The sequence below is a fragment of the Rhizobium sp. 57MFTsu3.2 genome (assembly GCF_012932765.1).
GTDB lineage: Bacteria > Pseudomonadota > Alphaproteobacteria > Rhizobiales > Rhizobiaceae > Rhizobium > Rhizobium altiplani.
This window is the reverse complement of the sequence record NZ_JDWI01000011.1, coordinates 66,011-89,165: the sequence shown is the minus strand read 5'-3', so window position 1 is coordinate 89,165 and position 23,155 is coordinate 66,011. Positions and strand designations below refer to the sequence as shown.

Annotated in this window: 19 protein-coding genes; 3 read left to right on the top strand and 16 right to left on the bottom strand. The window is 59.9% G+C overall.

The genetic code is table 11. The features are described 5' to 3' along the window. The first annotated feature begins 13 nt into the window (after positions 1–13). Positions 14–1,249 carry a L,D-transpeptidase family protein gene (locus tag AF71_RS14130; RefSeq protein ID WP_018857034.1) on the top strand — a complete coding sequence of 412 codons (1,236 nt, stop codon included), beginning with the start codon at positions 14–16 and terminating at the stop codon, positions 1,247–1,249. A 2-nt stretch (positions 1,250–1,251) separates the two neighbouring features. Here AF71_RS14130 and dnaE read toward each other — a convergent pair whose 3' ends face one another. Further along, the gene (gene dnaE / locus AF71_RS14125) at positions 1,252–4,752 is read right to left on the bottom strand and encodes a DNA polymerase III subunit alpha (protein ID WP_169681808.1); all 3,501 of its coding nucleotides are present in this window, start codon (positions 4,750–4,752) and stop codon (positions 1,252–1,254) included. A gap of 303 nt (positions 4,753–5,055) precedes the next feature. Between dnaE and AF71_RS14120 the strand changes: the two genes are divergently transcribed. Together AF71_RS14120 and AF71_RS14115 are read left to right on the top strand one after the other, a co-directional pair. Further along, positions 5,056–5,640, top strand: a complete 585-nt coding sequence (locus tag AF71_RS14120; protein WP_113470093.1) for a hypothetical protein — start codon at positions 5,056–5,058, stop codon at positions 5,638–5,640. 68 nt (positions 5,641–5,708) lie between these two features. Next, positions 5,709–6,173 (top strand): DUF5680 domain-containing protein, encoded by a 465-nt coding sequence (locus tag AF71_RS14115; RefSeq protein ID WP_169681806.1) that lies wholly within the window; start codon positions 5,709–5,711, stop codon positions 6,171–6,173. On the opposite strand, the gene AF71_RS14110 is transcribed toward AF71_RS14115, so the two are convergent. The 15 genes from AF71_RS14110 to nuoG form a co-directional block, all read right to left on the bottom strand. After that, the gene (locus AF71_RS14110; protein WP_018857039.1) at positions 6,174–6,857 is read right to left on the bottom strand and encodes an ABC transporter ATP-binding protein; all 684 of its coding nucleotides are present in this window, start codon (positions 6,855–6,857) and stop codon (positions 6,174–6,176) included. It abuts the gene before it with no gap. Between the two features lie 14 nt (positions 6,858–6,871). Continuing rightward, positions 6,872–8,179, bottom strand: coding sequence for a lipoprotein-releasing ABC transporter permease subunit (locus tag AF71_RS14105; RefSeq protein WP_018857040.1), 1,308 nt, complete (start codon positions 8,177–8,179; stop codon positions 6,872–6,874). A 16-nt stretch (positions 8,180–8,195) separates the two neighbouring features. Next, positions 8,196–9,518, bottom strand: coding sequence for a proline--tRNA ligase (gene proS, locus AF71_RS14100; protein WP_018857041.1), 1,323 nt, complete (start codon positions 9,516–9,518; stop codon positions 8,196–8,198). A 575-nt stretch (positions 9,519–10,093) separates the two neighbouring features. Next, positions 10,094–10,375: a DUF1467 family protein gene (locus tag AF71_RS14095; RefSeq protein ID WP_018857042.1), complete on the bottom strand. Its 282-nt coding sequence runs from the start codon at positions 10,373–10,375 to the stop codon at positions 10,094–10,096. A gap of 124 nt (positions 10,376–10,499) precedes the next feature. Next, the gene (mce, locus tag AF71_RS14090) at positions 10,500–10,904 is read right to left on the bottom strand and encodes a methylmalonyl-CoA epimerase (RefSeq protein ID WP_018857043.1); all 405 of its coding nucleotides are present in this window, start codon (positions 10,902–10,904) and stop codon (positions 10,500–10,502) included. Positions 10,905–10,907: 3 nt separating this feature from the next. Next, positions 10,908–12,578 (bottom strand): ribonuclease J, encoded by a 1,671-nt coding sequence (locus tag AF71_RS14085; protein ID WP_169681804.1) that lies wholly within the window; start codon positions 12,576–12,578, stop codon positions 10,908–10,910. 17 nt (positions 12,579–12,595) lie between these two features. Next, positions 12,596–13,360: a biotin--[acetyl-CoA-carboxylase] ligase gene (locus AF71_RS14080; protein ID WP_018857045.1), complete on the bottom strand. Its 765-nt coding sequence runs from the start codon at positions 13,358–13,360 to the stop codon at positions 12,596–12,598. After that, the gene (nuoN, locus tag AF71_RS14075) at positions 13,360–14,805 is read right to left on the bottom strand and encodes an NADH-quinone oxidoreductase subunit NuoN (RefSeq protein WP_018857046.1); all 1,446 of its coding nucleotides are present in this window, start codon (positions 14,803–14,805) and stop codon (positions 13,360–13,362) included. The genes AF71_RS14080 and nuoN overlap by 1 nt, the downstream gene beginning before the upstream one ends. An 18-nt stretch (positions 14,806–14,823) precedes the next feature. Further along, entirely contained in the window at positions 14,824–16,335 is a 1,512-nt protein-coding gene (locus AF71_RS14070; RefSeq protein ID WP_018857047.1) for an NADH-quinone oxidoreductase subunit M, read from the bottom strand. Further along, positions 16,335–18,335, bottom strand: coding sequence for an NADH-quinone oxidoreductase subunit L (gene nuoL, locus AF71_RS14065; RefSeq protein ID WP_018857048.1), 2,001 nt, complete (start codon positions 18,333–18,335; stop codon positions 16,335–16,337). Before nuoL ends, AF71_RS14070 begins: the two co-directional genes overlap by 1 nt. 7 nt (positions 18,336–18,342) lie before the next feature. After that, complete coding sequence (nuoK, locus tag AF71_RS14060; RefSeq protein WP_007531803.1) at positions 18,343–18,651, bottom strand: NADH-quinone oxidoreductase subunit NuoK; 309 nt, start codon at positions 18,649–18,651, stop codon at positions 18,343–18,345. Between the two features lie 29 nt (positions 18,652–18,680). Then, positions 18,681–19,295, bottom strand: a complete 615-nt coding sequence (locus tag AF71_RS14055) for an NADH-quinone oxidoreductase subunit J (protein WP_018857049.1) — start codon at positions 19,293–19,295, stop codon at positions 18,681–18,683. A 141-nt stretch (positions 19,296–19,436) separates the two neighbouring features. Continuing rightward, positions 19,437–19,928 (bottom strand): NADH-quinone oxidoreductase subunit NuoI, encoded by a 492-nt coding sequence (gene nuoI, locus AF71_RS14050; protein ID WP_007789671.1) that lies wholly within the window; start codon positions 19,926–19,928, stop codon positions 19,437–19,439. A 40-nt stretch (positions 19,929–19,968) separates the two neighbouring features. Further along, positions 19,969–21,012: an NADH-quinone oxidoreductase subunit NuoH gene (nuoH, locus tag AF71_RS14045; protein WP_018857050.1), complete on the bottom strand. Its 1,044-nt coding sequence runs from the start codon at positions 21,010–21,012 to the stop codon at positions 19,969–19,971. A 12-nt stretch (positions 21,013–21,024) separates the two neighbouring features. Then, a complete protein-coding gene (gene nuoG, locus AF71_RS14040) occupies positions 21,025–23,106 on the bottom strand; it encodes an NADH-quinone oxidoreductase subunit NuoG (protein WP_018857051.1) in 2,082 nt (693 codons plus the stop codon). Positions 23,107–23,155 lie beyond the last annotated feature (49 nt).

Genomic DNA, 23,155 nt, shown 5'->3' with positions numbered 1-23,155 from the left:
TCGGTTGAGTCATATGTTGTCGCGTCTCGTTTTTGGCCTCGGCTTGCTGTCGGCCACCGCGCTCGTGCATCCCGCTCTCGCGGCGGATGCACGCACGCTGCAGATCTTCGTATCGAAGGATGCGCAGTCGCTTACGCTCTACGACGGCACAGAGGTCGTGGCGACCTCGAAGGTTTCGACGGGGAAGCCGGGCCATACGACGCCGAGCGGCATCTTTTCCGTCATCGAGAAGCAGAGATATCACGAATCCAATATCTATTCGGCTGCGCCGATGCCGTTCATGCAGCGGCTGACCTGGTCTGGCATCGCGCTTCACGAGTCGCATTCCGTGCCGCGCTACCCAGCATCGCATGGCTGCGTCCGAATGCCGGCAGCCTTCGCCAAGCAGCTCTACAAGATGACGGCAATGGGCGTTCCGGTTGTCATTACCGACGCGGAAGTAACGCCGGAACCGATCGATCACCCGACGCTCTTCCGGCCGGATATGCCGGAGCCGCCAGCACTGCTTTCCGACGCTTCGCTGAGGCCGACGATCGGGCAGGCTCCCGTTCAGGTCGCCATGAACGACGTCGCGCCACCGCCTGCACAAATGCCGGCAGCGAGCGCTCCCGCAAACGACACACCGATCCGTATTCTCATTACGCGCCGCAGTCTGCGCGAGGAGATCATCGACCTTCAGACATATCTCAACGAGCTCGGATTTGCCGCGGGTGAACCGGATGGCCTCCTCGGGTCGGCAACGCTTCAGGCAATCAGTGATTTCAAGTTGCAGCATCCAGTCGAGCCGACCAACGACAAGTCACCGGCAAGTGACGCGCTCATTAAGGCGGTCTATGCCGCGGCGGGCAAGGGAGCGCCGCCGAACGGCGTCATCATGGTTCGCCAAGGCTTCCAGCCGGTTCTTGAAGCGCCGATCTCGATCGAGAACCCGGGCCTTGCCCTCGGTACGCATTTCTTCTCTGTCCACAACGTCGATTTCGAAACCGGCTCGGCGGACTGGATGGGAGCGACGCTTCCCAACACACTCGCCCGCGCGATCATGAACCGGCTCGGCATTAGCAGCCTGGAAAGCTCGATCATATCAGGCACGCCGATCGCCAATGCGCTGAGCCGTATCGATATTCCTGAGGAGGCGCGGCGGAAGATCGACGCCATGCTGACCACCGGCTCGACGTTGACAATCTCAGACACCGGCCTCGGACCGGAGACCGGCGAAGGAACCGACTTCATCACCCTTACAAGAGGTTGACGTCAGACCAGCTCGACGTCGATGACGCCGGGCGCTGCGCGCAGTGCGGCAGCAATCTCCGGCGTGATACGATATTTCTGCGGAAGCTCGACTTCCACCTCGCGCTTGCCTTCCTCCTTGATCACGATGAAGGAGACAAGGCCATCGCCCTTGGCATTGAGGTGTGCCGCGACGGCACGAAGCGGCCCGGAATCGCGCACGTAGACGCGCAGGGCCTTCTGCATCTGCAGCGATTTCTCTTCCAGCGACTGAATGGTCTGCAGGCGAAGGCCGATGCCTTCCGGCCGCTCTTCCCCTGTCGCCGTGATAACGAAGGACTTTCCGGACTCCAGCACGTCGCGATACTGGTTCAACATCTCGGAGAACAGAACGGCTTCGAACTGACCCGAGGAGTCGGAGAACACGATGATACCCATCTTGTTGCCGGTCCTGGTCTTGCGCTCCTGCTTGGAAATGACGGTGCCCGCAAGGCGGCCGTTGCTCGCGCCCTGCTTCACGGCCGCCGAAAACTCGGCGAAGGTCTGCACGCGCATCTTCTGCAGAATGCTCTGGTAGCTATCGAGCGGATGCGCGGTCAGGTAGAAGCCCAGGACCTGGAATTCCTTGAGCAGCTTTTCTGAGGCCAGCCACGGCGAAAACGGCGGCAGCGAGATTCTCTCTGGGCCGGATGAAAGAGCGCTGCCGAAGATATCCGACTGGCCGCTCAGCTTGTTTTCCTGCGCACGCTGGGCGTAGCCCATGATGCGGTCGAGCCCGCCCGCCAGTTGCGCGCGGTCGAGCCCGAAACAATCGAAAGCACCGGCGAAGATCAGGCTTTCCAGCACGCGGCGGTTCACCTGTCGCGGATCAATGCGCAGGCAGAAATCCTCAAGGCTCGCGAATGGAGTGCCACCGCGGACCTCCACGATATGATCGACAGCCGATTCGCCGACCCCCTTCAGCGCCGCCAGCGCGTAGTAGATCCTGTTGTCGCCGGTCTCGAAATGGCGGAACGAGGTCTGTACCGAAGGAGGGATTACCTCGATGTCGAGACGCTTGGCGTCCTGCCGGAAGTCGTTGACCTTTTCGGTGTTCGACATATCGAGCGTCATCGACGCGGCGAGGAACTCGACCGGATAATGCGCCTTCATATAGGCGGTCTGGTAGGAAACGATCGCGTAAGCGGCGGCGTGAGACTTGTTGAAACCGTAGTTGGCGAACTTGGCGAGCAGGTCGAAGATCACATCGGCTTGCGGCTTCTTCACGCCGTTCTTGACGGCGCCATCGACGAAGCGCTCGCGCTGCTGGTCCATCTCCGCCTTGATCTTCTTACCCATGGCGCGACGCAGAAGGTCGGCTTCACCGAGCGAGTAGCCCGACAGGACCTGGGCGATCTGCATCACCTGCTCCTGGTAGACGATAACCCCCTGCGTTTCCTTCAGCAGGTAGTCGATCGTCGGATGGATCGACTCGATCTCTTCCTCGCCGTGCTTGCGGGCATTGTAGACCGGGATGTTTTCCATCGGGCCTGGGCGATAAAGCGCCACGAGTGCGATGATGTCCTCGATGCAGTCCGGCTTCATGCCGATCAGCGCCTTGCGCATGCCCGCACTTTCAACCTGGAACACGCCAACCGTTTCGCCGCGCGAGAGCATCTCGTAGGTCAGCTTATCGTCCAGCGGGATCGAGGCAAGATCGACCTTGATGCCACGCTTGGCGACGAAATCGACGGCGACCTTCAACGTGGTCAGCGTCTTCAGCCCGAGGAAGTCGAACTTGACGAGGCCGGCCTGCTCGACCCACTTCATGTTGAACTGGGTGACAGGCATGTCGGAACGCGGATCGCGGTACATCGGCACCAGCTTCGACAGCGGGCGGTCGCCGATGACGATACCGGCAGCGTGGGTCGATGCGTGGCGGTAGAGACCTTCAATCTTCTGGGCGATATCGAGCAGGCGGGCGACGACCGGCTCCTTGTCGGCCTCCTCCTGCAGCTTCGGCTCTTCCTCGATCGCCTTCGACAGCGGCGTCGGGTTGGCCGGATTGTTCGGCACCAGCTTACAGATCTTGTCGACCTGACCGTAGGGCATCTCCAGCACACGGCCGACGTCGCGCAGCGCCGCGCGGGCCTGCAGCGAACCGAAGGTGATGATCTGCGCGACCTGTTCGCGGCCGTACTTGCGCTGCACATAACGGATCACCTCTTCGCGGCGGTCCTGGCAGAAGTCGATATCGAAGTCGGGCATCGAGACGCGTTCCGGGTTGAGGAAGCGTTCGAAGAGCAGCGAGAAGCGCAAGGGATCAACGTCAGTGATCGTCAGCGCGTAGGCAACGAGAGAGCCTGCACCGGAGCCGCGGCCCGGGCCGACGGGGATGTCATGCTGTTTTGCCCATTTGATAAAGTCCGAAACGATGAGGAAGTAACCCGGGAATTTCATGCGCTCGATGACGCTCAGCTCGAATTCCAGGCGCTCGCGGTAATCCTTCTCCTCATAGCCGGGCGACATGCCGAGAGTGGCAAGGCGCTTATCCAGCCCCTCCTCCGCCTGCCGGCGCAGTTCGAGTGCCTCTTCGCGTTCCGCCTCCTCGGGATCGGCGGTGGCGCCGGTGAAACGCGGCAGGATCGGCTTGCGCGTCTTCAGGATGAACGAGCAGCGCCGCGCGATCTCGATGGTGTTTTCCAGCGCCTCCGGCAGATCCGCAAACAGCTTCGCCATTTCGGCGCGGCTTTTCAGGTAGTGATCAGGCGTCAGGCGAAACCGGGTATCATCCGAAACGATGGCGTTGTGGGCGACGGCCATCAGGGCGTCATGCGCATCATAGTCGTCACGGGTCGGGAAAAAGGCTTCGTTGGTGGCGACCAACGGCAGGTCGTGCTCATAGGCAAGGCCGACGAGCTTCTGCTCATGACGCTTGTCGTAAGTGCCGTGCCGCTGCAACTCAACATAGAGCCGGTTACCGAAATGGCGCTTCAGCAGCAGGAGGCGTGCTTCCGCCTGGGCGGCATGCCCATCCTTCAGCGCCACGTCGACCGGCCCCGTCAGGGCGCCGGTCAAAGCGATCAGGCCGTCGGTGCCGATCTCGTCGAGCCAGGAGGCACGAATGTGGATCGATTGACCGTTGCCCTCGCCGCCGAGATAGGCGCGGCTGACAAGGTCCACCAGCCGCTCGTAGCCGGCGTCGGTGGCCGCAAGGAGCACCAGCGACGGCAGCTTGGCGAGCGCCTGCTGGCCGCCGCGCCGTTCCGTCTCCAGTCCATCCTCCATGTCGATCGAGACCTGGCAGCCGATGATCGGCTGAAGGCCCTCGTCCATCGCCTTCTGTGAGAATTCGAGGGCGACGAACAGGTTGTTGGTGTCGGTGATCGCTATGGCCGGCTGGCTGTCGCCCGACGCCTTGTAGAGGATCTTCTTAAGCGGCAGCGCACCTTCAAGGAGCGAATAGGCCGAGTGGACCCGAAGGTGAACGAAGCCCGGCGTACCACCGATGAAACCGCCTTCCGCGTCTTTCTCCGCACCCGCCATGACATGCCTTCCGATCACCTGAATCAATCAGGTCTATTCTCAGCATTGAGGGGTTGATGTCCAGACAAGGGCTGCGCTCGGACCGCATGGCAGCCATGCGGTCCCCGGAATTCTTACATTGCCATGCAGATAAGCGAGAAGCTGGCAACGAACATTGCGATGGAGGTGAATGCTGCGATATCACGGATCAAGTCAGTCATTTGGCTCTCCTGTTCTCTTATGTTTTCAATTTGTTCCGCTATTGTTCTATTGTCAACAGGATTCTTTTCCGTTTTGCTGACCGCATGGCGATGGGAGAAAAGCATGTTTAAGTTTGTATTAATTGCTGGATTGGCTCTATCGGCGGCGTTTACCGCTCGAGCCGAGCAAATCGATCCCACGCGGATCGTCGACGCGGCGACGGGGGATTGGGATGGCGATGGGCGTGCGGACCTCGCGCTGCTGGTTGCTCCCGAGGAGGGCGCCAACTATGATCAAATCGGCATCTACCTCTATCTTCGTGACAGCGACCACGAACTTCTGCGGCTTTCGCTGGCCGCACCAAACAAGATCTGGGGCAGCACCAATGCGGACGGCGTCTTCGGACAGGAACCGTCGTTGAAGGCCGTCGGCAAATCCTCCATCGCCGTACACTCACAGAACAGCGCGATCGGGCGCGATCGCTGGGACCAGACGCTGACGGTGGCCTATCGGAACAAGCAGTTCGTCGTTGCCGGCTATACCTACAACCACTACGACACGCTCGACCCCAATGCGGCCGGCTCCTGCGACTACAATGCACTGACCGGCAAGCTGCAGAAGGATGGCAAGGATGTCAAAGCCGAGCCACGTGTCCTCCCGATCGCTGAGTGGAACGACGACACTGGACAAACGATCTGCGGACCGTGAGGCTTGTTCTTATTTTGTTCTTTACATTTAATAGCGTTGTTGAGACGCTGTCGAGCGGAGGGAACGCCATGGATATTGTCGCATTGAACAGTTTCATCGTCGAGGCGAAGGCGAATACCTATGTCGGTGGCGGAAGCCCTGTGCCCGCCTGCCGGACAGGATCGCGCGACATCGGATATCAGCGCGGCGCCTGGCGCTATCTCGACAGCTATTTCGGCGGCGCAGATTTCGCCGGGCAAGAAGTGGTCTGGCTGGAGAGCGAACCGGTCTGGGCGATGAACTACTTCGGACGCATCGTCGAGCATTCGCTGATCGGCGGAGAACGGGCGGGAACGGTGATCAAGGCTGCACTGTCAAAAATGTATGCCGAATATCGGCGCTTCCTCGGCGGCATGGAGTTCGAGCACGCCTTCGGTTACTATGCCGATCAAAGCATAGGGGACTGCAGCCATTTCAGCGGTCGCGAAGTGATCGTCGTGAACGAGCGCAGAGCCTACGAATTGGACTACCGTGGCGGTCTCATCCACCCCTAATCAGAAATCCACGACCTTGCCGTCGGCGATAGTCACGCGGCGGTCCATGCGCCCGGCGAGTTCGTGATTGTGGGTCGCGATCAGCGCCGCCAGGCCTGATTGACGCACCAGCGCTTCAAGCGCGTCAAAGACATAGCTTGCCGTTTCAGGATCAAGGTTGCCAGTCGGTTCGTCCGCCAGCAGCAGGCTTGGCGCATTCGCGACGGCACGCGCAATCGCCACACGCTGCTGCTCGCCACCGGAAAGCTCTCCGGGGCGATGCGCGCCGCGATGGCCTATGCGCATATAATCGAGCAGCTGGCCGGCTCGCTCCTTCGCTTCCTTACGCGGCAGCCCTGCGATCATCTGCGGCATCATGATATTCTCGATCGCAGAAAATTCCGGCAGCAGGTGGTGGAATTGATAGACGAAGCCGATTTCGCTGCGGCGAATCGCGGTGCGCTTATCGTCCGGCAAACCATCGCAGGCCTTTCCGTTGATGATCACCTCGCCGCCATCGGGGTGCTCAAGCAGGCCGGCAATATGTAGAAGCGTCGACTTGCCTGTGCCTGACGGCGCGACGAGGGCGACGATTTCGCCGCTGTTCAGCGTGAAGTCCGCACCCTTGAGGATCGAGAGCAGCGTCTCGCCCTGACCATAGTGGCGCTCGACACCGGAAAGCTTGAGAACGGTATTCCGCTTCATGAAGAGAGCATTCCTTATTCGTAGCGCAGGGCCTGCACGGGATCGAGCTTGGAGGCTCGCCATGCCGGGAAGATGGTGGCGAGGAAGGACAGGGTCAGCGCCATGATCACAACTGAAAGCGTCTCTCTCATACTCATTTCCGCAGGCAGCTGGCTGAGGAAGTAGAGTTGCGGGTCGAACAGCACCGTGCCGGAAACCCAAGAAAAGAACTCGCGGATTTTCTCGATATTGATACAGACAACGACACCAAGCAGGACACCGGCTATCGTTCCGACGACACCGATCGCCGCACCGGTCATGAAGAAGATGCGCATGATCGCGCCAGAGCTCGCGCCCATCGTGCGCAGGATCGCGATATCGCTGCCCTTGTCCTTCACCAGCATGATGAGGCCGGAAATGATGTTCAGCGCCGCAACGAGGACGATGAGCGTCAGGATCATGAACATCACGTTCCGTTCAACCTCGAGCGCCGAGAAGAAGGTCTGGTTGCGTTGGCGCCAGTCGGTAATCGCAATTTGCCGACCGGCTGCGGCCTCGACCTTCGGCCGCATATTGTCAATGTCGTCGGGATTGTCGACGAAAAGCTCGATGGATTGAACCAGGCCCTCGGCATTGAAATAGAGCTGCGCTTCCTCAAGCGGCATGTAGATGATCGTCGCGTCGTATTCCGACATGCCGATCTCGAAAATGCCGGAGACCTTGTAGGACTTCACCCGCGGATTGACGCCCATCGGTGTGACGTCACCTTCCGGTGATATCAGCGTAATGTTGTCGCCTGCCTGGAGGCCGAGTTGGGCAGCCATGCCCGAACCGATCAACACGCCCTGCCCGGCGGCAAAACCGACCAGATCACCGGACTTGATATTACCGGAGACGGTCTTCACCTTTTCCAGGTCTTCAGGTCGGATGCCGCGTACCAGCGCGCCCGTGCCCGCACCGCCCTGACCTGAGGCCAATGTCTGGCCCTCGACCAGCGGCAGCGCAAGCTTAATGCCCGGCACGCCGGCAAGCTTGTCGGTCAACGCCGGATAGTCCGTGAACGGAGTATCGACGGGCTGAACGATCATGTGACCGTTGATGCCCAGAATGCGGGAGATCAGCTCCGTACGGAAGCCGTTCATGACAGCCATGACGATGATCAGCGTCGCAACGCCGAGCATGATGCCGATGAAGGAGAAACCGGCGATCACCGAAATGAACGCCTCCTTGCGGCGGGCGCGCAGATAGCGCCACGCCACAAGCCGTTCGAAGGCGGAAAATGGCCGGCTGGCCGGCGCCGAGCCGGATTTAGAACCCTGCTGGCTCACCGCTACATCTGCCATCCTGCCTCCCGCCTTCTTAGCCCAAGAGCTTGTTGATCGCCGCGTCGATGGTCATCGTTTCGCGGGCGCCCGTTTTGCGGTCCTTCACTTCGACTTCGCCGCTCGCGACCGCACGCGGGCCGGCGATGATCTGCAGCGGAACACCGATCAGGTCGGCGGTCGCAAATTTCGTTCCGGCGCGATCGTCCGTATCATCGTAGAGGACGTCCTTGCCGGCATTCGAGAGCGCCGCATAGATCTTCTCGCAGGCTGCATCGCACGCCGCATCACCGGCCTTCATGTTGATCACGACCGCATCGAACGGCGCTACCGACGCCGGCCAGATGATTCCGTTCTCATCATGCGATGCTTCGATGATGGCGGGAACAAGGCGGGTCGGGCCAATCCCGTAGGAACCCATGTGGACCGTATGTTCCTTGCCATCAGGCCCTTGCACTTTCGCGCCCATCGGCTCGGAATACTTCGTGCCGAAGTAGAAGATATGACCCACTTCAATGCCGCGCGCAGAGAGACGCTCGCCTTCCGGAACGGCGTTGAACGCCGCTTCGTCGTGCATCTCCGATGTGGCGGCATAAAGCGACGTCCACTTGTCGAAAACAGCCTTCAGGCCCTCGACGCTGTCGAAGTCGGTGCCTTCAGCCGGGATATCGAAGTTCACGAAGTCCTTGTGGCAGAACACTTCGGATTCGCCGGTGTCGGCCAGGATGATGAATTCGTGGCTGAGATTGCCACCGATCGGACCAGTGTCTGCACGCATCGGGATCGCACGCAGGCCGAGGCGATCGAACGTCCGCAGATAGGCGGTGAACATCTTGTTGTAGGAATGCTCCGCACCTTCGCGAGTCAGATCGAAGGAATAGGCGTCCTTCATCATGAATTCACGCGAGCGCATGGTACCGAAGCGCGGGCGGATCTCGTCGCGGAACTTCAGCTGGATGTGATACAGGTTGAGCGGCAGGCTCTTGTAGGACTTCACGTAGGACCGGAAGATATCCGTGACCATTTCCTCGTTCGTCGGGCCGTACAGCATCGGGCGATCCTGGCGGTCCGTGATGCGCAGCATCTCCTTGCCATAGGCGTCGTAGCGACCGCTTTCCTGCCAGAGCTCGGCGGACTGCAGCGTCGGCATCGACAGTTCGATCGCGCCGGCGCGATTCTGCTCCTCGCGGATGATGTTGTTGACCTTGTCGAGAACGCGCTTGCCGAGGGGCAGCCAGGAATAGATGCCCTGCGACTGCTGCCGGATCATGCCGGCGCGCAGCATCAGCCGATGAGAGACGATTTCCGCCTCCTTGGGATTTTCCTTAAGGATGGGCATGAAATAGCGAGACAGGCGCATGGCGAATTCCAGAACTGTTGAGACACCGCATGTCGCGGAATCGAAGGCGGATCACAAATATTGGCAGCGTTCATAGCTGCTTCGCGAAAGGAAAGAAACCCGCCGCGGGCTGAAGCGGTCTGCCGTTAAAGCAAGTTCGCACCCGCAAAGCAGACAAAGTAAGAAAAAGGCGAAATTATAATGGTTTGTACGATATTCTTATGAACAGAAAAAATTTGCTGGAGTGTAGCAAAAATGCAAAAAAACCTGATGACAAAGCCCATTCTTTGAGCTAGCTTTAGCCCACAAAACAGGCAGGGAGCTAAATTCCTGCCGATTTCGCGGTCAAGTCTTGGGAGGATCAGATCTTAGGCGCGCTCGTCGCAGCCCCGGCAACGGATAAGGATCACGCGATACTTAAAACAAGGCTTTCAGCCTTGTTTTTTTTTGGCTTTTCTCAACCACGTTCTGCCATCCGAGCCCCTCGCTGCCGTTGCGTGAGGCCTCGCCTGCCGTTACGGCAACTCCATGCCGCAACTTCATGACATGTGTGTGACAGCGAATATCTGTATCCGCCCAAAAACTGGGCAAACGCCCTAAACGTTTGAGAACGATGGGCCAATCTGCGGCAGGGCGTCGAAACCCCAACCGAAGTAATTCGAAGCGATATACCAGAGCCCGTAGATGACAGCCGAGATGATCGTCGTCATCGAAAAGACGAATACCGGCCGAAACCGGCTCGGGGCGCTGTGTACGGTCCCCAACACGATATCGTTATCTTCCGCTTGCGTGCGCAGGCCAATCGGCAGGACGGCAAAGAGCGTGATCCACCAGACGATAAAGTAGACGGCAAAGCCCTGTAGAAATATCTGCAGCATCGAATTGTCCCGCTAGGCTCTCTGCGACTGCGGTGCTTATAAGCCGAAATGTCCGTTAACTCAAAGCCGGTTCGGACCCCAATGACGGTTTTTGCCGCGTCTCGGTCACTCTGCCGCAGCCCGCTCAGACCTGCTCCAGCTCGATCAGGGTGCCGAAAAAATCCTTCGGATGCAGAAAGAGCACCGGCTTTCCATGGGCGCCGATCTTCGGCTCACCATTGCCGAGCACTCTTGCACCACCTTGCACCAGTTGGTCGCGAGCGGCGAGGATGTCGGCAACTTCGTAGCAGATATGGTGCATTCCTCCAGATGGGTTCTTCTCCAGGAAAGCAGCGATCGGCGAGTCCGCTCCCAGCGGCTCCAGCAGTTCGACCTTGGTATTCGGCAGCTCCACGAAGACGACTGTGACGCCGTGCTCCGGCAGAGCCTGCGGGGCAGAGACAGTTGCGCCGAGCGTGCCCCGGTAGGCGGCCGTTGCGGCCGCAAGGTCCGGAACGGCGATGGCGACATGGTTGACCCGGCCGAGCATGGGTCAGACCTTCGTAACAAAGACCGTGACCACAGGCTTTTTGCCCCAGGTCTGGTTTGCGGTTGCGCGGATCGCACGGCGGACCGACTCCTGCAGCAGGTCGAGATCCTTCCGGCGTGCCCGCGGTATGCTCTCGATGGCGCCGACAGCAGCGTCGTAAAGCGTATCTTCCATATCGTCGCCCTCGTCGTCGTAGACAGGCAGACCGATCGCAACGAGGTCCGGATCGCCGACGATATCGTAGCGGCTGTCGATCACGACGTTGACGGCAACGTGGCCGACATAGGAGAGCTTCTTGCGCTCGCCAATGCCCATCTCGTCGAAATCCCCGATGAGCGAGCCGTCCTTATAGATACGGCCGTGCGGCGCCTCGTCGATAACCTCGACTGGTCCTGGTGCCAGACGAAGAATGTCGCCGTTGCGCACGCGCGGCACGATCGGGATGCCGGATTGCTCCGCCAGTTCCTTGTGCGCCGTCAGGTGCGTCGCCTCACCGTGCACCGGCACGACGATCTTCGGCCGCGTCAGCTCATACATCTTCTGCAGCTCGTTGCGGCGCGGATGTCCGGAAACGTGAACAAGGGCTTCGTTGTCGGTGATGACATGGACACCCTGCTCGATGAGGCCGTTCTTGATGTCCTGGATCGCCTTCTCGTTGCCCGGGATGGCGCGGGAGGAAAATACGACGATATCGCCTGCTGCAAGCGCCACGTTGCGCATCTCGTCACGCGACAGCTTCGCAAGGGCCGCGCGTGGCTCACCCTGGCTACCGGTCAGAATGACGACAACCTTGTCGCGTGGGACGTAACCGTATTCCTCCTCGGAAATGAACGGCTTGATGCCCTCCATCAGGCCGATATCGCGGGAAACGTCGACCACGCGCTTGAGCGAACTGCCAAGCAGTAGTACCTCGCGGCCCTCAGCCTCGGCCGCCTCGGCTACCGTTCGGATACGGCCGACGTTCGATGAGAACGTCGTCACCGCAACGCGGCCCTCGGCGTTCTCGATGATCTTGCGCAGGCTCTCGGAGACGTCCTTCTCGGATGGCGATACACCATCCCGCAGGGCATTCGTGGAATCGCACATCAACGCCAGAACGCCTTCATCGCCAAGCTGGCGAAAACGGGTCTCGTCCGTCAGCGGACCGAGCGACGGCTCATGGTCGATCTTCCAGTCGCCGGTATGGATCACATTGCCGAGTGGCGTGCGGATCACCAGCGACATCGGCTCGGGAATGGAGTGGTTGACCGCCACGCCTTCGACGCTGAAGGGGCCGGCATTGACGGTGTCGCCCGCCGTAAACAATGTCACCGGGATCTCCCCGATGGCCGACTTTTCAAAGTTGCGCTTCGCCTCGAGCAGGCCAGCCGTAAAGGCAGAGGCATAGACCGGCACATTGAGACCGGGCCATAGATCGGCGAGCGCGCCGTAGTGGTCCTCGTGCGCATGCGTGATGAAGATCGCCTTCAGGCTCTTGCGCTCGGTGGCGAGATAACGAATGTCCGGCAGCACAAGATCGACACCTGGCAGATCAAGCCCCGGGAAGGTAACGCCGCAGTCAACCATGATCCACTGGCGGTGGGTCGGTGGGCCGTAGCCGTAGAGGGCGAGATTCATTCCAATCTCGCCAACGCCACCCAACGGCAGAAATACCAATTCGTCCTGCTTCGCCATATTATTCTTTTTTCCAATCAACCAAAGAAGACGTCGCCGGCGGCAATCGTCATCATCCTGCCTGCGCCAATATCGAGCATCAACAGGCCATTATCATCAATTCCGGCGAAGTGGCCGGAAATCGACCGGTCCGGCAGGTTCACCGTTATCTTTTCGCCAATGCCGCAGGCGACCTGGCGCCAGCGTTCCGTGATTTCGCGCACGCCGCGGCCCCGATCCCATGCTTCCAGGACTTCGGCCATCGATGCAAAAAGATGGGCGAAAACCTCTTCGGGGGAAGCAGAGCTCCCTTGCTCACGCAGGCAGGTCACCGGATAGAGCGGGTTGTCAGGCATGAATGCGACGTTGATACCGATGCCTATGACGAGCGCATGGCGTCCCTCCGACAGGGCTTCGCCTTCCACGAGAATGCCACAAGTCTTCTTGCGTCCGATCAGGATATCGTTCGGCCACTTCACTTCCAGCGGCTCGGCCGTATGCGGGAGCACACGGCGAACGGCCTGATGCACGGCGACGGCAATTGCCAACGGCAGCGAGCCGAGGCGCTCCATGGGCGCCGGATCGATGAGAAGAAGCGAGGCGTAGAGATTGCCCCGCTCTGAAACCCAGGGGCGTCCCCGGCGGCCACGGCCGCCGGTCTGTTTTTCCGCCGTGATCCAGAGGTGACCGCGGTCCCCTGCCCGCGCACGGGCAAGGCATTCACTGTTCGTGGACGACGTCTCCGGCAGAGCCTCGTGCCTGAAATCGTCGAGCGATATCCGGCGCCGTGCCTCGGAGTTCATCAAAAGAGTGTCGCAGCTGCAAGCTCGGCCGCACCGCCAATCGGACCGCCGATGATGACATAGGCGAGAACGAAGAGGCCGGAGAGACCAAAGACAAGACGGAGCGAGCCCGAAACGCGAGCGAACTCGCCCGTGGCTTCATCGAACCACATCAGCTTGATGACGCGCAGGTAGTAGTAAGCGCCGACAACCGATGCAAGAACGCCGATGATCGCAAGAGCGTAGAGCTTCGCCTCGATCGCAGCGACAAACACGAAGTACTTCGCGAAGAAGCCTGCGAGCGGAGGAATGCCTGCCAGCGAGAACATCAGGATGGTCAGTACCGTCGCCATGAACGGATTGGTGGTCGACAGGCCAGCCAAGTCGTTGACTTCCTCGACAACCGTGCCGTCCTTGCGGCGCATCGACATGATGATCGCAAAGCTGCCGAGCGTCATGACCATGTAGATGACCATGTACAGCATGACGCCCGAGACGCCGGTCTGATTGCCTGCAGCAAGGCCAACCAATGCGTAACCCATGTGACCGATCGACGAATAGGCCATCAGTCGCTTGATGTTCCGCTGACCGATTGCGGCGAAGGAGCCGAGCAGCATGGAAGCGATCGAAATGAAGACCACGACCTGCTGCCAGTCAGCCACGACCGGCTGGAAGGCAGTGATTACAATGCGGGTCAACATCGCCATTGCCGCGACCTTGGGAGCGCTGGCAAGGAAAGCGGTGACCGGGGTCGGAGCGCCTTCGTAAACGTCCGGCGTCCACATATGGAATGGAACAGCGGAGATCTTGAAGGCGATACCGGCCAGGATGAACACGAGGCCGAAGACGAGGCCAAGCGAACGAGCACCTTCGACAGTCAGGGCCTGAGCGATTGCAGCGAATTGCGTGTGACCGGTGAAGCCGTAGACCAGCGACATGCCGTAGAGCAGCATGCCCGAGGACAGCGCGCCGAGCACGAAGTACTTCAGGCCGGCTTCAGTGGACTTGACGCTGTCGCGGTTGATCGCAGCGACGACATAGATTGCCAGCGACTGCAGTTCGAGGCCGAGATAAAGCGAGATGAGATCGTTGGCCGAAATCATCAGCAGAATGCCCAGTGTGCAGAGCACGAGCAGCACCGGAAACTCGAACTTGTCGAGCTGATTTTCCTTGGCAAGCCCCAGCGACATGAAGAGCGCCGTAATCGATCCGACCAGCGCGGTGATCTTCATGAAGCGGCCGAAGCCGTCCGACAGGAAGACGCCGCCATAGGCAACGCCTTCGCTCGGAAGGAAGATCAGCCAGAGCGCAGCAGCGGCCAGCACGATTATCGCGAGAACGCTGACCATACGGCCGGAGCGCTCTCCCGAGAAGACGCCGATCATCAACAACGCGAGGGCGCCGACCGCGAGGATCAGCTCCGGTATGGAAAGATGCAGGCTTGCGAGAATAGTTTCAGAGGTCATGTCCCAAAAGTCCCGTCATCATTTCATCGACAGCGCAACGTCCTGCGCTGCCTGGACTGCGGCTGTATAGCTATGGATCAGCTGGTCAACCGATGCAGCGGTCACATCGAAGACCGGAGCCGGATAGACGCCGAAGAAGATGGTCAGTGCGATCAGCGGATAGAGGATCAGCTGTTCACGCCGAGAGAGGTCGAGCAGCGCTTTGAGCTTTTCCTTCTCCAGCGCGCCGAAGATGACCCGGCGATAGAGCCAGAGCGCATAGGCGGCGGAGAGGATAACGCCCGTCGCGGCGAAGAGTGCGACCCAGGTGTTGACGCGGAAGACGCCGATCAGGGTCAGGAATTCGCCGACGAAGCCCGAGGTGCCCGGCAGGCCGACGTTCGCCATCGTGAAGACCATCATCGCAACAGCGTATTTCGGCATGTTGTTGACCAGGCCGCCATAGGCCGCAATCTCGCGGGTATGGGTTCGGTCGTAAATCACACCGACGCAAAGGAAGAGAGCGCCGGAGACGATGCCGTGCGACAGCATCTGGAAGATCGAGCCCTGCAAACCCTGCGCGTTGGCCGCAAAGATACCCATTGTCACGTAACCCATGTGGGCGACCGACGAATAGGCAATCAGCTTCTTCATGTCGTCCTGCATCAGCGCCACCAGCGAGGTGTAGATGATGGCAATGACCGACAAAGCGAAGACGAGCGGTGCGAAGAACTCGGAGGCAACCGGGAACATCCCGAGCGAGAAGCGGATCAGGCCGTAGCCACCGAGCTTCAGAAGCACGCCTGCCAGAATGACCGAGCCGGCCGTCGGCGCCTGAACGTGCGCGTCCGGAAGCCACGTGTGAACAGGCCACATCGGCATCTTCACCGCGAAAGACGCGAAGAAGGCAAGCCAGAGCCAAGTCTGCATCTGCGGCGGGAACTTATAGGCGAGCAGCGCCGGAATATCCGTCGTGCCGGCCTGCCAGTACATCGCCATGATGGCGAGCAGCATCAGAACGGAGCCGAGCAGCGTGTAGAGGAAGAACTTGTAGCTGGCGTAGACGCGATCCTTGCCGCCCCAAACGCCAATGATGAGGAACATCGGGATTAGGCCGGCTTCGAAGAACACGTAGAAGAGAACGATATCGAGCGAAACGAAGACGCCGACCATCATCACTTCCAGGATCAGGAAGGCGATCATGTAGTCCTTGAGGCGCTTCTCGATCGACAGCCAGCTCGCCAGCACGCAAAAAGGCATGAGGAAGGTCGTCAGGATCACGAAAAGCATCGAGATCCCGTCAACGCCGAGATGATAGCTGATGCCGGTGCCGAGCCAGTTGTGCTTCTCGACCATCTGGAAACCGGGGTTCGCATTGTCGAAGCCGATCCAGATGAGGAGCGAAAGGACAAAAGTCACGACCGTCGTGATCAGCGAAATGTTGAGCACGTTGCGGCGGCCACTCGGACCGTTTTCATTCATCAGCAGCAGGAGCACCACGCCGACGAGCGGCAGGAAGGTGACCGTTGAAAGAATAGGCCAATCGGTCATCAGAAGGAACTCCCGAGCATCATCCAGGTAACGAGCGCTGCGACACCGATCAGCATGGCGAACGCATAGTGATAGAGGTAGCCCGTCTGCAGACGGACGACGCGGTTGGTAACATCGACGACGCGCGCGGCGACGCCATCCGGGCCGTAGGCGTCGATGACGCCGACATCACCCTTCTTCCACAGGAAGCGGCCAAGGGCCTTGGCGCTGCGGACGAAGAGGAAGTCGTAGAGTTCGTCGAAGTACCACTTGTTCAAGAGGAACTGGTACAGGACGCGGTGCTGCTGAGCGAGAACGCGCGGCGTCGATGGCGACTTGATGTACATGTACCAGGCGGTGACGAAGCCAACGAGCATGGCGATGAACGGGCTGAGGCCAACCCAGGCCGGAACGTGATGGAATTCTTCCAGCAGTTCGTTGTGCTCGGAGGTGAAGAGCGCGCCCTTCCAGAACTCGGCATATTCCTCGCCGTAGAAGCGACCCTCGAAGAGAACGCCTGCGAGAACCGCGCCAGCGGCAAGAATATAGAGCGGCACGAGCATGACCTGGGGAGATTCATGCACGTGGTGCATTACTTCGTGCGAGGCGCGCGGCTGACCAAAGAAGGTCAGGAACGCCAGACGCCAGGAATAGAAGCTCGTGAACAGCGCAGCGATGACCAGAAGCGTGAAGGCGAAACCTGCGACCGGTGAATGCGACGCGTAAGCGGCTTCAATGATGACGTCCTTCGAGAAGAAGCCGGCAAAACCAAACGGCGTGAACGGAATGCCGACGCCGGTCAGTGCCAGCGTGCCGATCGTCATCATCCAGAAGGTCACCGGAATGTGCTTCCGCAGGCCACCCATGTAACGCATGTCCTGCTCGCCATCGACGGCGTGGATCACCGAGCCGGCGCCAAGGAACAGGAGAGCCTTGAAGAAGGCGTGCGTGAACAGGTGGAAGATGGCCGCGCCATAAGCACCGACGCCGAGAGCAACGAACATGTAGCCGAGCTGCGAGCAGGTCGAGTAAGCGATGACACGCTTGATGTCGTTCTGCACGAGGCCAACGGTTGCTGCGAAGAAGGCCGTGATCGCACCGATCGTCGTTACGAAGACGAGCGCATCCGGCGAAAGCTCAAACAGCGGCGACATGCGGGCGACGAGGAAGACGCCTGCGGTAACCATCGTTGCAGCATGGATGAGTGCCGACACCGGTGTCGGGCCTTCCATGGCATCCGGCAGCCAGGTGTGCAGCAGGAACTGTGCCGACTTACCCATCGCGCCCATGAAGAGCAGCAGGCAGGCGCCGGTCAGTGCGTGTGCCTTGTCGAGGTGCATGCCGAAGAGGTTGAGAACGACCTCTCCGCCCTCACCGCCGGCTTCGCCCGGGGCAAAGCTCGCAGCGTTCGCAAAGATGGTGTCGAGGTTGATCGCGCCGAAGAGCACGAACAGGCTCGCAATGCCGAGGATGAAGCCAAAGTCGCCGACGCGGTTGACCACGAACGCCTTGATCGCAGCGGCGTTTGCCGACGGCTTCTTGAACCAGAAGCCGATGAGCAGATAGGACGCCAGACCAACGCCTTCCCAGCCGAAGAACATCTGGGCCAGATTGTCGGCCGTCACCAGCATCAGCATGGCGAAGGTGAAGAGCGAGAGATAGGCGAAGAAACGCGGACGATGCGGATCATGATGCATGTATCCGATCGAATAGACGTGCACCAGGGTCGAGACCGTGTTGACGACGATCAGCATGACGGAGGTGAGCGTATCGACGCGTAGCGACCAGGATACGTCGATGCCGCCGGACTGGATCCAGCGCAGCACTTCGACCTTGATCGGGCCGCCTTCGTGGTGGCCCATGCCGATGGTCATGAAGACATACCACGACAGCACCGCGGCGATGATCATCAGGCCGCAGGTAACGTATTCCGATGCCTTGGCGCCGATCGCGCGGCCGAAGAGGCCTGCGATGATCGCGCCAATCAGGGGAAGAAAGACGATAGCCTTATATAAAAACATAGCCTTATCAGCCCTTCATCATATTGACGTCTTCAACGCCGATCGAGCCGCGGTTGCGGTAGAAGACGACGAGAATTGCAAGACCGATAGCCGCTTCAGCCGCAGCAACGGTCAGAATGAACAATGCGAAAACCTGGCCGACGATGTCGTTCAGGAACGACGAGAAGGCGACCATGTTGATGTTGACCGCAAGCAGAATGAGCTCGATCGACATCAGGATAACGATGATGTTCTTCCGGTTCAGGAAGATACCGAAGACGCCGAGCGTGAAGAGGATGGCGCTGACCGTCAGGTAATGGGAAAGTCCGATGACCATTGTATTTGTTCCTTAAGCTCGCGCCTGCTTCAAACGCCCTGTCCCGGCTTCACCTTGACCACCTCGACGGCGGTCTTAGGATTGCGGGCAACCTGATTGGCGATATTCTGTCGCTTGATGTTCTGGCGATGCTTGAGCGTCAGCACGATCGCACCGATCATTGCGACGAGCAGCACCAGACCAGCGATCTGGAAGAAGTAGACGTAATTCGTATAGAGCACGTCGCCGAGTGCGGCGGTGTTGGTGCGCTCTGTCAGCGCCGGGATCGGCATTGCCACCGACTTGGCGATTTCCGGCGAGATTACGCTACCACCCACAACGACGATCAGCTCAGCCGCGAGGATCAGGCCGATGATCGCACCGATCGGCGCATATTCGAGAACGCCGGCGCGCAACTCCGTGAAGTCGATGTCGAGCATCATGACCACGAAGAGGAAGAGAACGGCCACGGCGCCGACATAAACGACGAGCAGGATCATCGCCAGGAATTCGGCGCCCAGCAGCAGGAAGAGGCCGGCCGCATTGAAGAAAACCAGGATCAGGAAGAGAACCGAATGAACGGGATTCTTCGACCAGATGACCATGAACGCCGACGCTACCGCGACAAAGGCGAAAAGATAGAAAAATAGAGCCTGCAGACCCATGTTGGTGCCTTTTTCATCTTCCCCCGGGCAGCCGGGAGTTTCCCTGCCCGATGAAGCTTCGCGCGGAAAGATCCAGCAAAGCCTCGGTGCATGTTGACCGGAAGCCGCGCAAGGGGCGGCACTCCGGCATTTCAATTCCGATCAACGGTACGGCGCGTCCAGTGCGATGTTGCGCGCGATTTCGCGCTCCCACCGGTCGCCGTTCTCCAGAAGCCGCGCCTTGTCGAAGTAAAGTTCTTCGCGGGTTTCCGTTGCAAATTCGAAATTCGGACCTTCGACGATCGCATCGACAGGGCATGCCTCCTGGCAGAAGCCGCAGTAGATGCACTTCACCATGTCGATGTCGTAACGAACCGTGCGGCGCGTGCCATCGTTGCGGCGGGGGCCGGCTTCGATGGTAATCGCCTGGGCAGGACAGATCGCCTCGCAGAGCTTGCAGGCGATGCAGCGCTCTTCGCCGTTCGGATAACGACGCAGTGCGTGTTCGCCGCGGAAGCGCGGGCTGACCGGTCCCTTCTCGAAGGGGTAATTGATCGTTGCCTTCTGCTTAAAAATGTACCGGAAGGTCAGCCAGAACGCACTGACGAATTCCTTCAGGAACAGCGAGCTGACCGCGTTGGACAAGCCTGCCATCTTCAACCTCCAATATTGCTTGAAACGAGGGCCGGCACGATCATGCCCAACCCGTCAGCTTCAGCACGAATGCAACGATAACGACCATGGCAAGCGACAGCGGAAGGAAGACCTTCCAGCCGAGGCGCATCAGTTGGTCGTAGCGATAGCGCGGGACAAATGCCTTCACCATCGCAAACATGAAGAACACCAGGCACGACTTCAGCGTAAACCAGATGACACCAGGGACCCAGTTCAGGAACCATACGTCGACTGGCGGCAGCCAGCCCCCGAGGAACAGGATCGTCGTCAACGAGCACATCAGAACGATGGCCGCATATTCGCCGAGCATGAACATCATGTAGAGCGAGGAACCGTATTCGACCATGAAGCCGGCGACGAGTTCCGATTCCGCTTCCGGAAGATCGAAAGGTGGGCGGTTCGTTTCGGCAAGCGCGGAAATGAAGAAGACGATGAACATCGGGAACAGCGCCAGCCAATGCCAGTCGAGGAACGACGCCGGGAGACCCAGGCGCGTGCCGAGGCCGGTCTGCTGTGCATGGACGATATCCGTCAGGTTCAGCGAACCTACGCAGAGCAGAACGGTGACGATAACGAAGCCGATGGAGACTTCGTAGGAAACCATCTGTGCCGCGGAGCGGAGTGCGCCAAGGAACGGGTACTTCGAGTTGGAGGCCCAACCGCCCATGATGATGCCGTACACTTCAAGCGATGAAATCGCGAAGATGTAGAGGATACCGACGTTGATGTTGGCGATGACCCAGCCATCCGCCAGCGGCACGACGGCCCAGGTGGACAGAGCCAGCAGCACGGTCACGAGCGGCGCCAGCAGGAAGACTGCCTTGTTGGCGCCAGCCGGGATCACCGGCTCCTTGAAGACGAACTTCAAAAGATCCGCGAAGGACTGGAAAAGGCCCCACGGACCCACCACATTCGGACCACGACGGAGCTGTACTGCTGCCCAGACCTTGCGGTCGGCCAACAGGATGTAGGCGATGAAGACGAGCAGGCAGACGAGGAGAAGAAGCGACTGACCGACCATGAGAAGGCCGGGCAAGACATAAGTTGAAACAAACGAATCCATAGTCCCCTGCCCTTACTCTGCCGCGACTTTGAAGTTGTTGCGGGCCAATGCCGAGCACTCGGCCATCACTGCCGAAGCGCGCGCGATCGGGTTCGTCAAATAGAAGTCTTTGACCGGCGACGCAAACCCGGATTTGTTCATCTTGCCGGCTTTTTTCGCTACTGCGGCAATTTTGGCGCTGTCGCTTTCGGCGATCTCGTCAAGCGCTGCGAAATGCGGGAAGGCCGCATAGAGCCTTGCGCGCAGTTCGCTAAGCGAATCAAACGGAAGCTTCTTGCCGAGCACGTCGGAAAGCGCACGCAGGATCGCCCAGTCTTCGCGGGCGTCGCCCGGTGCGAAGCCAGCGCGATTGCCCATCTGGACGCGACCCTCGGTGTTGACCCAAATGCCGGACTTTTCGGTGTAGGCAGCGGCTGGCAGGATGACGTCGGCATTGTGGGCGCCGTTGTCGCCGTGCGAGCCGATGTAAACAGTCAGCTTTGCCTTCTTGGCCGTGAAATCAAGCTCATCGGCGCCAAGCAGGAAGAGAACGTCCATCGACGACAGCATTTCTGCAGCGTTGACGCCCTTTGCGCCCGGAACGAAGCCGAGATCGAGGCCGCCGACGCGCGATGCCGCGGTGTGGAGCACGGCAAAGCCGTTCCAGCCTTCGACGACCGCGCCCACCGTGCCCGCAAGCTTTGCGGCAGTTGCGAGAACGCCAGCACCATCGGTGCGCGACAGTGCGCCCTGGCCGGTGAGGATCATCGGCTTCTTGGCATCCGTCAGAACCTTCGCGAAAGCGTGGTTGCCGTCGGCGAGGTCCTTCAGCGTATCCGGGCCAGCGCCGAGATATTCATAGTCGTAGCGTAGTTCGCCAGCTTCACCGATCACGCCGATCGGGAAGTTGCCGCGACGCCAGCGCTTGCGAATGCGAGCGTTGAGAACGGCGGCTTCGAAGCGCGGGTTCGCGCCGATGATCAGCAGCGCGTCGGCCTGTTCGATGCCTTCGATCGTCGGATTGAAGATGTAGCTTGCGCGGCCGAGCGACGGATCAAGTGCCGTCCCATCCTGGCGACAGTCGAGGTTCTCGGAACCGAGCGACTTCACGAGTTCCGACAGAGCGTACATTTCTTCGACGGATGCGAGGTCGCCGGCAATCGCGCCGACCTTCTCACCGCTGGTTGCGGCAACGGCGGCCTTGATCGCGCCAAAGGCTTCGCCCCAAGTCGCAGGCTGCAGGCGGCCATCCTTGCGAACGTATGGGCGGTCGATACGCTGCGTCTTCAGGCCGTCCCAGATGTAGCGGCTCTTGTCGGAGATCCACTCTTCATTGATCTGGTCGTTGACGCGCGGCAGCACGCGCATGACTTCACGGCCACGCGTATCGACGCGGATCGCAGAACCGAGGGCGTCCATGACGTCGATCGATTCGGTCTTGTTCAGCTCCCACGGACGGGCCGTGAAGGCGAAGGGCTTGGAGGTCAGCGCACCGACCGGGCAGAGGTCAACGACGTTGCCCTGCAGCTCGGAGGTCATCGCCTGCTCGAGATAGGTGGTGATTTCGGCGTCCTCGCCGCGACCGATCAGGCCGAGTTCGGAGATGCCGGCAACTTCGGTCGTGAAGCGAACGCAGCGCGTGCAGTGAATGCAGCGGTTCATGACCGTCTTGACGAGCGGTCCGATGTACTTGTCTTCGACGGCGCGCTTGTCTTCCTGATAGCGCGAGCTGTCGATACCGAAGGCCATTGCCTGGTCCTGCAGGTCGCATTCGCCGCCCTGGTCGCAGATCGGGCAATCGAGCGGATGGTTGATCAGCAGGAACTCCATCACGCCTTCGCGGGCCTTTTTGACCATCGGCGTGTTGGTGAAGACCTCAGGAAGTTCGCCATTCGGGCCGCCGCGGATATCGCGCACGCCCATGGCGCAAGATGCCTGCGGCTTCGGCGGACCACCCTTTACCTCAACGAGGCACATGCGGCAGTTGCCGGCAACCGAAAGGCGCTCATGGAAGCAGAAGCGCGGAACTTCAGCACCGGCTTCCTCACACGCCTGAATGAGGGTGTAATGATCCGGAACCTCGATCTCGTTGCCGTCAATCTTCAGTTTTGCCATCGTCACTCAGTCCTGTTTTCCGTTTGCCGGATGGCGGCAAACAAACCCA